Raw genomic sequence first — 15,267 nt, forward strand, 5'->3', positions numbered from 1 at the left:
TTGCTTGTGTTTTCGTTGGTTATATCGAGTGACGATTACTTCTCAATGCTGAGATACAGTAAAGCCCATCACAAAGGACGGGCTTTAGTCTTAATTTCCACGAATCACTGGGTGACTACGTGAGCAAGCGAAGTGTGTTTGGCTGTTCTTTTGTCTCTCTATGAAGACGTGTCTCTTTATATTAAGAGTCTGAAAGAACTAGGCAGTTTTGGTGACGCCTTTTGCTTCTTTCTCTTCTTTTTCATCAGCAAGGTCGATATCGCCTTTACCTTTTGAAATCTTGATAACGTAAGCCGCAACACCTAGTGCACTCACCACACCAATGATGGTCGAGATTTGCATTGGTAGACCGAAGCCTAGTTGGCTGTTGTTCAGGATGAATGTGATACACACAGACGTCATGAATACAGCTGGAACTGTGGTTACCCAGTGCAGCTTGTTGTGACGAAGTAGGTAAGCCGAAGCTGTCCATAGCATCATTACTGCTGTTGATTGGTTAGCAAAACCGAAGTAGCGCCAGATGATACCGAAATCAACTTGAGTCAAGATGCCACCGATAACGAACAGTGGTAGAGCCATCAGCAGGCGGTTACGCAGTGTTTTCTGTTCCATGTTGAAGTATTCAGCAAGGATAAGACGGCTTGAACGGAATGCTGTGTCACCAGAAGTGATTGGCAGGATAACTACGCCAAGGAAAGCAAGGATACCGCCGAATACACCCAGTAGACCAAATGAAGCGCTGTATACCACGTTACCAGGGCCGCCGTTTGCAATTGCATCAGATAGAGACTCAACTGAACCGAAGAATGACAGAGCAAGTGCACACCAGATTAGAGCGATGATGCCTTCACCAATCATTGCACCGTAGAATACGAAGCGACCGTTCTTCTCGTTTTCCATACAACGCGCCATCAAAGGAGACTGAGTTGCGTGGAAGCCAGAGATTGCACCACAAGCGATAGTGATGAATAGAGCAGGCCAAAGTGGTAGGTCATTCGGGTTCATGTTGGTGAACATGTCCTTCATCTCGAAGCCACCCATGATTTGGTGCTCGTCAGATAGACCAATCGCAGTGATTAGGCCAACAGACATGAAGATAAGCAGTGCGCCGAACAGTGGGTAGAAGCGACCAATGATTTTATCGACAGGGACAATCGTTGCGATGATGTAGTAAGCAAAGATGATAACAACCATGGTTGTTGCAGACATCGCGAAATCAGTTTGGTCGTTCACTAGGTTAGTGATCATGCCTGCAGGAGCAGAAACGAATACCACACCAACTAGAAGCAGTAGAACAATGGCAAAGATGTTCATAAAGTGTTTTGCGCCATTGCCTAGGTAACGTCCAGTGATAGTTGGAACCGAAGCACCACCATTACGGATAGATAACATACCTGAGAAGTAGTCGTGTACTGCACCTGCGAAGATACAACCTAGCACGATCCAAAGCATCGCTGCCGGGCCGTAAAGGGCACCCATGATAGGGCCGAAGATTGGACCTACACCTGCAATGTTAAGCAGCTGAACTAGGTAAACCTTTGGCGTCGACATTGGAACGTAGTCCACGCCATCTTGTTTGGTGTGAGCGGGTGTTTGACGCTTTTCATTGATACCGAAAATCTTCTCGATAAAGGCACCGTAAATAAAGTAGCCACCAATGAGTGCTGCAACACAGGTAAGAAACCACATCATAATTTGTTATCCCTGAATGTATTAATTAAGTCAGGGTGTATATTAAAGAAGAGTATGAGAAGAAACTTCCGCTATGAGAGTGAGTGGTCGAATAGTCAATTAAGTGGTGTTATAACTGATTGAGTGGTTTGCTACGTTTGTAGAGCGGTTGGTTATTCGTGTTGAGAAGTGTCTTGCTTCTGGCAAGTGGCGGCTTATCAGCTTTAAGCGGTAATCAATAGATATCAGTGGCAGATAACAGACATAAGTGGACATCAGCTAGTGTTCAGCGGAGAATCACCACAAAGGCAACGCTTCGTCAGGAAGTGGCTAGGTAAATATAAAGGACTGAAATGAAAAAAATAATCGCACTATTCGCCGTGGCATTTAGCCTTGCAGGATGCAGCGCCAATGTTCAAGATTTAGCAGCTGAAGGCAATTGGCAAGAGATTGGCTATCGTGATGGTATCAAAGGCCACACTCAGCGTTCGTATTCAGAGATGACTGAGCTTGGCGCAGTCGATCAAGCGAGTTACACAGAAGGTTATCACCTAGGTGTGACTGAATATTGTAATCCGAACCATGCATATCAGATTGGTTTATCTGGTCAGGTGTATGAGGGCGTGTGTTCTGGTACGGAAGACGCTCAACGTTTCCGCATGGAATGGCAACGCGGCTGGGACGAGTTCTCAAACGACTACTAAGCCCAAGCTAGCGATGAAAAATTAAAACTAAAAAAAGACCAGTACCGCGTGTGTGCTGGTCTTTTTGTATGCAGCGAGAGTAACTCTCACAACAGTATAATACCAATCGTAGTAAATAACTGGTCATCCTAGCTGGTTAAAACACTCGATAACATCGTTAGAAACTTTGATTGTAGAATAACTACTTATCGAAAATTTCTGCCTTGTTCTCAAGCATTTTTCCTGCGCTATTTATGATCACTTACTTACTGTGATTGGTATCAGCAGATTACTGATTATTCTCAACCGCTTTTCTCAAGAAACCATTTTGCTTATCAAGCTGAGCCTTGGCCAATTCTAAATCTAGCCCTGTTAGAATCATCAAAATAGATAACTTCACATCGTAATCAGTCGTTTTAAGTGTCGAAACTGCCAGAGCTTTGTCGCACTCCGTTGCTTGGATAACGATACGAGCAGCGCGGGCAACCAACTTTTCATTGGTCGCTTTTACGTCGACCATCAGATTTTGGTAGCTCTTACCGATACGAATCATGCTGGCTGTGGTCAGCATATTAAGCACCAACTTTTGCGCCGTACCTGATTTGAGTCGTGTTGAACCTGTTAATGCTTCTGGGCCAACCACCGGGCTAATTGCGATTTGAGCGACTTCAGCAATTGGAGAATCAGGGTTACAAGACAATGCAACCGTTACTGCGCCAAGCTGATTGGCATAGTTGAGTGCACCAATCACGTAAGGTGTACGACCGCTCGCAGCAATGCCCACCACGACATCATTTTCTGAAAACTGAATCGCTTTCAGATCTTCAATACCGAGAGTCAGCGAGTCTTCTGCACCTTCTTTGGCTTTTAAAATCGCCTCTGGTCCGCCAGCAATTAGGCCGATAACCATCTTGTCTGAGACGCCGAAAGTCGGTGGGCATTCTGAGGCGTCTAACACACCTAATCGACCACTGGTGCCTGCGCCCATATAAATCAGTCGACCACCGTTTTGAAATGCATGAGCAATTTTATCGACCGCTTTCGCGATCTGTGGCAGTTCAGCTTCAATCGCCAGTGGGACTTGCTTGTCTTGTTGGTTAATCTTTTCAACCACTTCGAGAGAGGTGAGCAGATCAATATCCATAGTGTCAGGGTTTCTCCCCTCCGAAACGAGGTGCGAGAGCGCTGATATGAGAGCGTCGTTACTCATAATGATCCTTAAATGGTGATTCTAAAATGATGGTTCTAAAGTTGTTTAGTCAGCACGATAGAGAACGCCTAGAGAGGCAGCTCTGCTTGCGCCAGTCACTTCTGGTAAATTGCTTGGCAGTTGATGAATATGACGTTGAGCAAGCCACGCAAAGGCCATCGCTTCCATGTAATCGGCATCCACGCCTTTGCTGGTGGTTGAATCAACATCCCAACTTGGAAGCAGTTCAGACAGTCTCTTCATCAACAATGGATTTCGTGTACCACCGCCACACACATACAGTGCAGGCTGGTTACCCAAGCGATAAGTCTCCACTTCATTGGCTATCGTCAATGCGGTGTATTCACAAAGCGTGCGCTGAACATCTTCTACTGCAAGATCTTTAAATTCTGTTAATTGTTGCTCTAGCCAAGGTAGGTTGAATAGTTCTCTACCGGTACTTTTCGGTGGCATTTGAGATAGATAAGATTCATTTAACAACTGTTCGAGCAACGCTTGATTGAGTTGGCCTTTAAGCGCAAATTGCGCATCACGGTCAAACTTATTACCCGTGTGTTTATCAACCCAAGCGTCCATCAACATATTGCCCGGTCCTGTATCATAACCAAGCGTTGGCTGATTAGGGCGCAGTACTGAAATATTCGAGATACCACCAATATTCAACACCACAACTGAGCTGTCTTGCGGGTGGAAAATCGTGTGGTGGAAGGCTGGGACGAGTGGCGCACCTTGCCCGCCTAATGCCATGTCTTTACGCCTGAAATCGGCAACCGTTTGAATCTGTGTTTTAGCGGCAATGATATTGGCATCACCCAACTGCATGGTAAATGGAGAATCACCTGTTGGCTGGTGGAACACTGTTTGACCATGATTACCAATCGCAGTCACAGAAGATGCAGGTGTTCCTGACTTTTCGAGAAGTTGCAGAACCGCATCAGCAAACAGATGGCCAAGCTGGTGGTCGAGTTCGCCAATGGTAATTAAATCGGTTTTCTGACCAATACAGACTTCAAGCAGACGCGCTTTGAGGTCATCAGGCATTGGGAACTCATCATGAGCAAGCAATGTGATGCGCGTATCTTCAATCGACACTAAGGCCGTATCAACGCCGTCCATGCTCGTTCCTGACATCACACCGATATATAACTCTGATTTCATTGTTCACTTCCTAAATTAAGCTGCTGGATCTTTTGGTTAGCGATGACTTCTGCACCATCCAGAGCATTACCTTGAATGTTTAAGGTACGAACTTGGAGTTCTTGGGAAAGCCTAGGGCGATAGAACTGTCCTAAACTGCCTAAGAACATAATCGGTAATGAGTTATAGTCTGAGCATGTACGTGTGAGCTTCTCTATTTCTTCAATACCTTGTTTTAATATGGTACTTGCCGTTGAGCAGCGCTGTTCCATATCAACGAGCTCTCGTGCAAATTTGGCGTAATCGGTCGCGTTAGCTTCGCCAATCCACTGTAGAATTTGGCTGCGTTCGTTGCCTGTCTTTCGCATTACAAGCTGACTCGTTAAAGAAGTACGCTTGTTATCTAATTCAATGAGAGTTTGTTGAACAGCTTGAAAGCCAAGCCAAGCGCCACCACCTTGGTCACCAATTGGGAAACCCCAGCCACCAACTTGTTGAGTCTTTTGTTGTACGTCTAATTGAATCGCAACAGATCCCGTCCCAATCGCAATACAGTTAACTCCTTGTCCTGAATTAGCACCAAATACTGACGCTTCTGCATCAGTCGTTACATACAGGTGCGGGCAATGGGTTAACGCCGATTGCAGTTTGGCTTTTAAATCTAAGTTTCCTACGCCAGCAACACCAACCACAATATAGCACTGTTGTGATTTTATCTGATTAACACTCAACATTTCATCAATATAATGAGTCAGTTGAGTGATCGCAGCTTCACCATATAAGGTCAATGACGTAGCAGGTAAAATACACTCTTCGATGTTACTTAGTGTTGGTAATATTCGCTTCAGTCTAATGGCGGTTTTAGTTCCACCGCCATCGACTGCCAAAGTATGGGTAATCATTGGCTAAACCGTTTGTAGTTTATTAACTTCTTGAGTTTGCTTCTTTCCTGAAAGGCACACGATTAACGATACAAATGTGCCAACACAAAGTTGATAAGGGAACGCTAAACGAACTCCTACCCAATCATCGTTAATCACGCCCATCACGCTATCCCAAACATAAGCTTGCATCAGCAGAGTGGTGAAGAAGCCTGCCATTAGAGCTAAAGCGACCGAAGTTTCGTTACCGCGCTCGGTGAATATTGCGGTGAAGTAGACACCCAACAACCCTGTGTAGGCAAAGACCATCACACTCAAAGCAAACGACAACAGTGGCATGTCAGTGTACTGCTGCCAGTAGTAACACAGGATTCCCATACTACCTAAGGCCACAGCTGCCGCCGCCATACCAAATCGGCCAGCTTTCACGTAATGGAAATCATCTTGCACTCCTTTACGAGCTTCTAGCCAAGGCTTATAGATATCCTGAATAGCCACTGATGACATTGAGTTTAATCCAGAATTTAGTGTTGAAAGTGCCGCTGCAACAACCCCAACAGTAACCAAGCCTCTAAGACCTGCTGGCATTTCATTCAGCACGTAATACATGAAAATAGTGACGTTCTCGCCATTAAAATTTTGAACAACTTCTTTACCTTCAACGCCCATTAGTTCAGGTCTTTGGTAGAAGACATACAAAAGTAGGCCAATTGACATGAATACAAGCACAACTGGAATTGAGAAAATGATTGAGTTAATCATCGCCTTTGAACCTTGCTTAGCATCTTTACAAGTCAAAACACGTTGAGTCATGTCTTGATCAAGGCCAAACGCACCAATGTTTAACAGCACGAATCCCGTAATACATGCCCAAAAGCTGAAGGTGCCAGCAGGGCTAAAGTCGAGGTTAAAATCTAATAAGGTCAGTTTCGAAGCTTGGCCTTCACCAGGGTTAGCCAGTACCTGCGCAATTTGGTTGAAATCAGCTGGAATTTGTCCCAATAAATAGATGATCACAGCAATGGCTGCACCGACATAAACCACAAGCTGAATTAGGTCACTCCAGATAACGGAACGAATGCCACCCATGTAAGTATAAGCAAGGCCAACGGCAACCAGAATTACCACTGAAGTCACTACGCTGCTTGGGTCAATGTTGGTAAATAGAATCATGGAGACAGCGATAGCGGCCATGTACAGGCGAGCACCAGAAGCAAATACGCGACCGACCAAGTACATCACGCCTGCGCGCTGTTTTGTTTTCTCGCCAAAACGAACTTTCAGCAGTTCGTAAACGGTAGATACTTTGTTTTTGTAGAAGCGAGGTATCAGTACTAATGCGACAAAGACAGCCCCAATAATTCCACCAATATTGGTCGCTAGATAAGTGAGATCGCCACGGTAGCTAGATTCTGGTCCTCCTAAGAACGTCGCTGCAGATTGCGAGGTCGCCAATACTGAGATGGCAACGACCCACATTGGCATCGAGTTACCGCCTAAGAAATAATCTTTGGTGCTCGTGATCTTGGTTCGACTGAAGTGCCAGCCTGTAAAAGCGATAACAGCGAAGTAAACCGCAAATACCGCCCAGTCCAGCGAAGTAAATAGTGAATTCATAGCAGCTCCGTAGCATGAATAGGATAGAGGGTGTTTATTATTATTTTTTCAGAATGTCAGTTTGAATAATGAGTTTCAAAATCTATTCCTTGGTGGAATAGTGACCAACGGTTTTCTTTGACAATGATCCCAGAAGGTTGTGTTAGTTATTCCAAACACCAGAATACGAAGGAATAATTATTCCAATGAAAATACAAAACTCGTTATGATGACGAGGTGCGGTTAGAGGGAAGGGCATTTAGTGAAAGGCATTGCGAAAGTAAAAGCGTTATTACCCAAGCTGTCTCCATCTGATGCTCTGGTGGCGCGATATGTTCTTGACCATCCACAACAGGTGAAGCAGCTTTCCTCTCCTGAGTTGGCTAAAGCGGTGGGTGTGAGCCAATCGACAATCGTCAAGTTTAGTCAGAAGCTCGGTTACAAAGGGTTCTCTGAAATGAAGGTGAAGCTTTATCAAAGCGATATGACTTATCAGCCAGTATCCCAACGTGGAATACACGGCACCATCACCAGAAAAGATCCGCCAGATACGGTGATGGACAAACTTCTTGCAAGTAAAACACAATCGCTTGAGCGTACAGTGTTATTAAATGAAGGTGAACAGTTAAGCAATGCTGCTGACTTGCTGCACCTTGCTAATAAAGTACAGATTTCTGGGGTGGGTGCATCGTCTCTGGTTGCGAAAGATTTCGCTTATAAGCTGATGAAAATAGGTCATGCTGTTAACGCAGAACAGGATGCTCACATTCAGATTGCTAATGCCGCTTCTCTTTCTGAAAATGATGTGTTGGTTGCAATTTCCTATTCAGGAAACACTAGAGAAGTGGTGAAGGTTGCCCAGTTGGCTAGATCGAAAAAGGCCAAGGTGATTGTGGTAAGCCAGTTATCCCCTTCTGCTTTAGATAAATACGCTGATATCAAACTCATCTCGGCGGCAGACGAAAATCATATTCGAAGCTCATCTATCACCGCGCGTGATAGCCAACTTTTTATTACTGACTTGTTGTTCATTGCGTTAACTCAGCAGGAAGAGCAGGCCGACCAATTAATTGAACAAAGTAAATCTGCAGTAGCGGAATTTAAGCAATAGAAGGAAATTTTATGGGACCGTTGTGGGTTGATGTTGCAGGCTACGAGCTAACAGCTGAAGACAGAGAAATTTTAGAGCACCCAACTGTTGGTGGTCTCATCTTATTTGCTCGAAACTACCACGATAGCAAACAGTTATCGGCGTTAAACAAAGAAATTCGCAAGGTAGCGAAACGTCCTATTTTGATTGGTGTTGACCAAGAAGGTGGCCGAGTTCAGCGCTTCCGCGATGGCTTTTCCATTATTCCTGCTGCTCAGGAATTTGCGACCAAAAATAACGGTGAGCATTTAGCAGAACAGGCCGGCTGGCTGATGGCGGCAGAATTGATTGCCCATGATATCGATCTGAGCTTTGCGCCAGTATTAGACAAAGGTCATGACTGTAAAGCGATTGGTAGCCGAGCGTTTGGTGAAGATATTGATACCATTGTTCGTCATAGCAGCGCTTTCATCAAAGGCATGAAGTCGGTTGGCATGGCGACGACAGGCAAGCACTTCCCTGGACATGGTGGCGTGATTGCTGACTCACACTTAGATACGCCATATGACCCTAGAGACGACATCTTTGAAACCGACATGGCAATCTTCAAGGCGCAAATTGAAGCTGGAATATTGGATGCCATGATGCCAGCTCACGTGGTTTTCTCTCACTATGATGATCAACCAGCGAGCGGTTCACAGTATTGGCTACAAAAAGTATTGAAGCAGCAGCTTGGATTCAAAGGCTTGGTGTTCTCCGACGATTTAACGATGGAAGGCGCTGCCATAATGGGCGGACCAGCCGACAGAGCGAAAGCGGCCTTGAATGCAGGTTGTGACATGGTGTTGATGTGTAATAAACGAGATGCACAAATTGAAGCTCTGGATCACTTAGCGATTCAAGAGGTGCCTTTAGCCAACTCATTGCTTAAAAAACACAGCTTTGATTTGTCGACACTTCACTCGGATGCTAGGTGGAAAGAGACCTCGGAGACGATTAAGCGAATGCTAGGCAGTGAGTGATAAATAAACACATAATAATTTTAGATAAGGCGATATGATAAATATCGCCTTTTTTGTATCTGCGATCCGTGGTTTAAACCTATTTATCCCTTAGAGTGAGTTAAAGTTGGTGTGTAAATTATAATTTACGGTGAATGTTTTTTATTGTTTACACTTGCAATCGTTTTTTTAGCTGTTATTGTGTTTTTAAAGATTGTTAGCCCAAATGGAAATGTTGGGTGTAAAAATAAATATACAGGTTGAGTTATGCAGAAAAGTGAATTAAGCAATGTCAATATCATCGACGAACAGGTACTGATTACTCCTGAAGAGTTAAAAGCAAAACTGCCTTTGAGTGATAATGCTCGTCGTTTCATTCAAGAGTCTCGTCAAACTATCGCAAACATCATTCATAAGAAAGATCATCGCATGCTTGTTGTATGTGGCCCATGTTCTATCCATGACATTGAAGCTGCGAAAGAGTACGCGAAACGCCTAAAAGCCTTATCTGAGCAACTTAGCGACCAACTGTATATTGTTATGCGTGTTTACTTTGAGAAACCTCGTACCACTGTGGGTTGGAAAGGTTTGATCAATGACCCGCATCTAGACGGCACTTTCGATATTGAGCATGGTCTGCATGTTGGCCGTGAGCTACTTGTTGAACTCGCTGAGATGGAAATTCCATTGGCGACAGAAGCGCTAGATCCAATCAGCCCGCAATACCTAGCAGATACCTTCAGCTGGGCGGCAATTGGCGCACGTACGACTGAATCTCAAACTCACCGTGAGATGGCAAGTGGTCTTTCAATGCCAATCGGTTTTAAAAACGGTACCGATGGCAACCTAGGCACTGCAATCAATGCAATGCAGGCGGCTTCTTCTAGCCACCGTTTCATGGGTATCAGCCGCGAAGGTCAAGTTGCACTACTAACAACGCAAGGTAACCCAAATGGTCACGTGATTTTACGTGGCGGTAAGCAGACGAACTACGATTCAGTATCGGTACACGAATGTGAGCAAGAGCTGGGTAAATCTGGTTTAGAGGCAGCGCTAATGGTCGACTGTAGCCACGCGAACTCTCGTAAAGATTTCCGTCGCCAACCTTTAGTTGCAGAAGATGTGATTCACCAAATTCGTGAAGGCAATAAGTCGATTATCGGCCTGATGATTGAAAGCCATATTAACGAAGGAAACCAATCTTCGGATATACCTCTCAATGAGATGAAATACGGCGTTTCTATTACCGACGCGTGTATCAATTGGGATTCAACTGAGGCACTATTGAAACATGCACATACGGAATTAGTCCCGTTCTTAGAGAACCGCTTGAAAGGTTAGTCAGAGTTTTAAATTTAAGTGCCTCATCTAATGGGGCATTTTAAGATCTGTTGCTAGCGAACCTACGTGATTGTGCGCTGATAGATTGGCACGGGCTTATAGATTAGTAAGGAATAAAATGGCCGTTGAACTGAACGAATTACGCGACCAAATCGATGCTGTCGATAAACAAATGTTGGATTTACTGGCTCAACGCCTTGCTCTAGTAGAGAAAGTAGGCGAAGTAAAAAGTGAACATGGTTTACCTATTTATGTACCAGAACGTGAAGCTGCGATGCTGGCATCTCGTCGTCAAGAAGCCGAGAAAATAGGGGTTCCACCACAGTTAATCGAAGATATTTTGCGTCGTACTATGCGTGAGTCTTATGCCAGTGAGAAAGATTCTGGTTTTAAGTGTCTTAACCCAGAATTACGTTCAGTAGTTATCGTTGGTGGTAATGGTCAACTTGGTGGCTTGTTTGGTCGTATGTTCAAACTGTCTGGCTACGAAGTGAAAATCCTCGGCAGCCAAGATTGGGATAAGGCCGACGAAATCTTAGATAATGCTGGGCTTGTGGTTGTTACGGTTCCAATTCACCTAACGGAAGGTGTGATTGCGAAGCTAGGTAATCTACCTAGCGATTGTATTCTATGTGATTTGACGTCAATTAAATCTAAACCGCTACAAGCAATGATGAACATGCACCAAGGCCCAGTGGTTGGATTGCACCCAATGTTTGGCCCTGATGTTCCAAGTCTTGCTAAGCAAGTGATTGTTTACAGTGATGGTCGTGGTGCTGAAAGTTACCAATGGCTACTGAATCAATTTGGTATTTGGGGCGCGAGCCTTTGCCAGATGGATGCAGCTGAACACGATCACGGCATGACATTGATTCAAGCACTTCGTCACTTCACCTCTTTTGCTTACGGCTTGCACCTGAGTAAAGAGAACCCGAATATCGATCAGCTTCTGAAGCTAAGCTCACCAATCTACCGACTTGAGATTGCGATGGTTGGTCGTCTGTTTGCTCAAGACCCGAATTTGTACGGTGATATCATTCTGTCTTCGGATGAGAATATAGAGATGATTCGACGCTTCCATAGTTGTTTCGGAGAAGCGTTAGAAATCCTAGATGGCAAAGATAAGGCTAAGTTTGTTGAGAGCTTCAACCAAGTGAGTGATTGGTTTGGTGACTACTCACAACAATTCTTGCAAGAGAGCCAAAGTCTTCTAAAACAAGCACATGACTCGATTCATCGTGGTTAATACTGATTTGAAATCATAAAAAAGAGCGACCATCTGGTCGCTCTTTTTGTTTGTGCTGAACGCTATGAAAGCATTTGGCCTACAGTAGACTAAAAGCAATTAGATCATCATAAGCCAAACCAACAGCTCTTAGCCCTTAACAACTAGCTAGCTATTAACAACTAGTTAGTCGTGATAGGTTTTTTGCTCTCTTCACTCGATACGGTGTCGATGGTCGAGCTAATGTAAGGCACGTTAGTCAGGTTGATCTGCAAGCGAACCACATTATCAATCAGTTGAACCAGTGGGCCCCACTTAACCTTTTTCTCTTTCTCGAACACGTAGTTGAAGTTCTCAGGCGTCCAATCCATCAAGTATTGCGGGTTCAGTGAGCGACCAAGGAAGCGTACTTCATAGTGCAAGTGTGGGCCGGTTGAGTTACCTGAATTACCACAGCTCGCGATGACATCGCCTTTACTCACAAACTGACCGCTACGTACCTTGAACTTCTGTAGGTGCGCATAAGAACTCATGAAACCAAACGAGTGACGCATAGTAATAAAGTTGCCGAAGCCTTTTTTACTTGGGCGTACCGTTTCAATGACTCCATCTGCAGGCGCCACAATATCTTCACCACGCTTACACGTTAAATCGATACCTGTATGTACATGGCGTTTCCCTGAAATAGGGTTAGTGCGGCTACCATAAGAAGAAGAGATACGTTGATAAGCCATCGGACTGTCGTTTGGAATCAAACGGAACATCGTGGCTCTTACTGCTGAATCGACTGCAGCCGCATCAATGCGATCTTCTAAAGAAATATCATCGGTAAGCAGCTCTTCATCAGCAAGACCCAGCACTGATTCAACATCGAATACACGCTTACCAAGCAGCTGAATCGTGCCTTCTTTCTCGGTCAGTGTTTGCGATAGCGAATGGTTGGTTTCTACTTGCTCAGCATAAAGAAACTCAGTTTGTTCTTTTTCAACAATCAGCGTTTCAATCAACTGTTGGGCATCACCCGCTTGTAGCGCGAGTTCTTGTTTACTCTCGAAGTGCATGTACGCCGCTCCGCCAATTAATAGCGGTACTGAAAAAATGGCAGTAGTGCAAATGAGCACAGCCTTACGGCCGAAGTAAAACGTCTGTTCCCCCTGACTAGAGGGAATAGTAATGGATAGTTTTTTAGACATGGTTCTGTATTAACTAAATGCTTCTAATAGAAAAAGGGTAATGGAGATGTCACTCACTACCTAAATCGGTAAGGTGTTCAATCTCTCTATAAAGCAGTTCATCGTCGCCAACATTAAGCTCTACAAGACGCTTAAGGTGGCTGATACTATCAATATCTAAATGCTCTATGCGTAAACGCATTGAGGTATTGATGGTAGAGACTATCGTTGCTTCTAATTGAATATTGATATCACTGTTTTCGAGCTTAAAGCTCACTTGAACAGGGACATCATGGCTAAGTTGTTTTGATTCATTGCATTGAATGAGTAAACCATGGAGTGATAAGTCTTGCACTGAGCCTGATACATTTACGTGTCCTTGTGAGATCTCAGTCGGGACTTGATAAATAACTCGTGAAAATTGACGTCTTTCAACCATAAGTAATCTCTCTATATCGATGCATTACACGTAAGCCAGATATATCAAAGGCCGCTATTATCGCGGCCTTTGTTCAAAATACAAGCTTATTTACTTAGCTATACGCTTGTACTTGATACGGTGCGGTTCTGCCGCTTGTGCGCCTAGAGTCTGCTTAAGCCACTCAGTGTACTCAGTATAGTTACCTTCGTAGAAGTTAACTTGACCTTCATCACGGTAGTCTAAGATATGGGTCGCAATACGGTCAAGGAACCAACGGTCATGCGAGATAACCATTGCACAGCCAGGGAATTCAAGCAGTGCTTCTTCAAGAGCACGTAGCGTTTCAACGTCAAGGTCGTTGGTAGGCTCATCGAGTAGCAGTACGTTACCGCCGGCTTTTAGCAGTTTCGCTAAGTGAACACGGTTACGTTCACCACCAGAAAGCTCACCGATGATCTTCTGTTGGTCGTTGCCTTTAAAGTTGAAACGAGAACAGTAAGCACGCGCAGGGATTTCGAAGTTGTTGATCTTAATGATATCAGCGCCTTCAGAGATCTCTTGGAATACTGTCTTAGTGTCGTCCATGCTGTCACGGAACTGATCAACAGAAGCAAGCTTAACGGTTTCGCCTAGTTCAACTGTACCTGAGTCTGGCTGTTCTGCACCGCTTAGCATCTTGAATAGTGTTGATTTACCTGCACCGTTGGCACCAACGATACCGACGATTGCACCCTTAGGCATGCTGAACGATAGGTCGTCGATAAGAACGCGATCACCAAACGATTTAGTTAGGTTGTTCACTTCAAGAACTTTGTCACCTAGACGCTCACCTGGCGGGATAAACAGTTCGTTAGTTTCGTTACGCTTCTGGTATTGGCCAGTTGTCAGTTCTTCAAAACGAGCCATACGAGCTTTAGACTTAGCTTGACGGCCTTTAGGGTTTTGACGAACCCATTCAAGTTCTTTCTCGATTGTCTTTTGACGTGCGCTTTCGCCCGCTTTTTCTTGCTTAAGACGCTCGTCTTTTTGCTCTAGCCAAGACGTGTAGTTACCTTCCCATGGGATACCTTCACCACGGTCAAGTTCTAGAATCCAGCCAGCTGCGTTGTCTAGGAAGTAACGGTCGTGGGTAATCGCCACAACAGTACCGCTGTAATCGACTAGGAAGTGCTCAAGCCATGCTACTGATTCTGCATCCAAGTGGTTGGTTGGTTCATCAAGAAGCAGCATGTCTGGCTTTTCAAGAAGTAGACGACAGATAGCAACACGACGACGCTCACCACCTGATAGGAATTCAATTTTCGCATCCCACTCAGGAAGACGAAGTGCATCAGCAGCACGCTCTAGAGCTGTCTCTAAGTTGTGACCGTCTTTTGCTTGAATCAGTGCTTCTAGTTCGCCTTGCTCTTTAGCCAGTGCATCGAAATCTGCGTCTGGTTCTGCGTAAGCTGCGTAAACCGCATCAATACGCTTAAGTGCGTCAGCAACGTCAGAAACCGCTTCTTCTACGATTTCACGAACCGTTTTTGATTCGTCTAGTACAGGTTCTTGCGGTAGGTAACCTACTTTAAGGCCTTGTTGTGCACGTGCTTCACCATCAATATCAGTATCAATACCAGCCATGATACGTAGTAGGGTAGATTTACCTGAACCATTTAGACCCAAAACACCGATTTTAGCGCCAGGAAAAAAGCTAAGAGAAATGTCTTTAAGAATTTGACGCTTAGGTGGAACAGTTTTGCTCACCCGAGACATGGTATATACGTATTCAGCCATTGCCGATCGATCCTAATTATTGTTCAAAATTGTCTGCTATTTTATACCAATATCCTCAAAGAT

The 15,267-nt window shown here is 44.6% G+C and carries 13 protein-coding genes; 5 read left to right on the forward strand and 8 right to left on the reverse strand.

Going from position 1 to position 15,267, the window contains the following annotated elements; all coding sequences use genetic code 11:
• Window positions 1–198: 198 nt before the first annotated feature.
• Complete coding sequence (locus HRQ85_RS20485; protein ID WP_048615024.1) at window positions 199–1,692, reverse strand: carbon starvation CstA family protein; 1,494 nt, start codon at window positions 1,690–1,692, stop codon at window positions 199–201.
• A gap of 332 nt (window positions 1,693–2,024) precedes the next feature.
• Here HRQ85_RS20485 and HRQ85_RS20490 point away from each other — a divergent pair, with 332 nt between their 5' ends.
• A complete protein-coding gene (locus HRQ85_RS20490; RefSeq protein WP_017098352.1) occupies window positions 2,025–2,375 on the forward strand; it encodes a DUF2799 domain-containing protein in 351 nt (116 codons plus the stop codon).
• Window positions 2,376–2,643: 268 nt separating this feature from the next.
• Here the strand turns inward: HRQ85_RS20490 and murQ are convergent, their stop codons facing one another.
• Genes murQ through HRQ85_RS20510 form a run of 4 tightly spaced genes read right to left on the reverse strand, consistent with a single transcriptional unit; the run spans window position 2,644 to window position 7,199 of the window.
• Complete coding sequence (gene murQ, locus HRQ85_RS20495) at window positions 2,644–3,564, reverse strand: N-acetylmuramic acid 6-phosphate etherase (protein WP_048606806.1); 921 nt, start codon at window positions 3,562–3,564, stop codon at window positions 2,644–2,646.
• Window positions 3,565–3,609: 45 nt separating this feature from the next.
• Entirely contained in the window at window positions 3,610–4,722 is a 1,113-nt protein-coding gene (locus HRQ85_RS20500) for an anhydro-N-acetylmuramic acid kinase (RefSeq protein WP_172380478.1), read from the reverse strand.
• Window positions 4,719–5,603, reverse strand: a complete 885-nt coding sequence (locus HRQ85_RS20505; protein WP_172380479.1) for a BadF/BadG/BcrA/BcrD ATPase family protein — start codon at window positions 5,601–5,603, stop codon at window positions 4,719–4,721. Before HRQ85_RS20505 ends, HRQ85_RS20500 begins: the two co-directional genes overlap by 4 nt.
• Before the next feature lie 3 nt (window positions 5,604–5,606).
• Window positions 5,607–7,199, reverse strand: a complete 1,593-nt coding sequence (locus tag HRQ85_RS20510; protein WP_048618288.1) for a sodium:solute symporter — start codon at window positions 7,197–7,199, stop codon at window positions 5,607–5,609.
• A gap of 241 nt (window positions 7,200–7,440) precedes the next feature.
• On the opposite strand from HRQ85_RS20510, the gene HRQ85_RS20515 reads away from it, so the two are divergent.
• The 4 genes from HRQ85_RS20515 (at window position 7,441) to tyrA (ending at window position 11,856) form a co-directional block, all read left to right on the forward strand.
• Entirely contained in the window at window positions 7,441–8,289 is an 849-nt protein-coding gene (locus HRQ85_RS20515; protein ID WP_048618290.1) for a MurR/RpiR family transcriptional regulator, read from the forward strand.
• Window positions 8,290–8,300: 11 nt separating this feature from the next.
• Window positions 8,301–9,290 (forward strand): beta-N-acetylhexosaminidase, encoded by a 990-nt coding sequence (gene nagZ / locus HRQ85_RS20520; protein WP_172380480.1) that lies wholly within the window; start codon window positions 8,301–8,303, stop codon window positions 9,288–9,290.
• A 246-nt stretch (window positions 9,291–9,536) separates the two neighbouring features.
• Complete coding sequence (locus HRQ85_RS20525) at window positions 9,537–10,610, forward strand: 3-deoxy-7-phosphoheptulonate synthase (RefSeq protein WP_017059354.1); 1,074 nt, start codon at window positions 9,537–9,539, stop codon at window positions 10,608–10,610.
• A gap of 118 nt (window positions 10,611–10,728) precedes the next feature.
• Window positions 10,729–11,856: a bifunctional chorismate mutase/prephenate dehydrogenase gene (gene tyrA / locus HRQ85_RS20530; protein WP_050622330.1), complete on the forward strand. Its 1,128-nt coding sequence runs from the start codon at window positions 10,729–10,731 to the stop codon at window positions 11,854–11,856.
• 161 nt (window positions 11,857–12,017) lie between these two features.
• On the opposite strand, the gene HRQ85_RS20535 is transcribed toward tyrA, so the two are convergent.
• The 3 genes from HRQ85_RS20535 to ettA all read right to left on the reverse strand — a co-directional run bounded on the left by HRQ85_RS20535 (window position 12,018) and on the right by ettA (window position 15,204).
• A complete protein-coding gene (locus tag HRQ85_RS20535) occupies window positions 12,018–13,028 on the reverse strand; it encodes a M23 family metallopeptidase (RefSeq protein WP_048606822.1) in 1,011 nt (336 codons plus the stop codon).
• A gap of 49 nt (window positions 13,029–13,077) precedes the next feature.
• Window positions 13,078–13,446 (reverse strand): PilZ domain-containing protein, encoded by a 369-nt coding sequence (locus HRQ85_RS20540; RefSeq protein ID WP_048615035.1) that lies wholly within the window; start codon window positions 13,444–13,446, stop codon window positions 13,078–13,080.
• Window positions 13,447–13,536: 90 nt separating this feature from the next.
• Complete coding sequence (gene ettA, locus HRQ85_RS20545) at window positions 13,537–15,204, reverse strand: energy-dependent translational throttle protein EttA (RefSeq protein WP_017056147.1); 1,668 nt, start codon at window positions 15,202–15,204, stop codon at window positions 13,537–13,539.
• Window positions 15,205–15,267: the final 63 nt, after the last annotated feature.

The sequence above is a fragment of the Vibrio sp. Vb339 genome (genome assembly GCF_902751245.1).
Taxonomy (GTDB): Bacteria; Pseudomonadota; Gammaproteobacteria; order Enterobacterales; family Vibrionaceae; genus Vibrio; species Vibrio coralliirubri.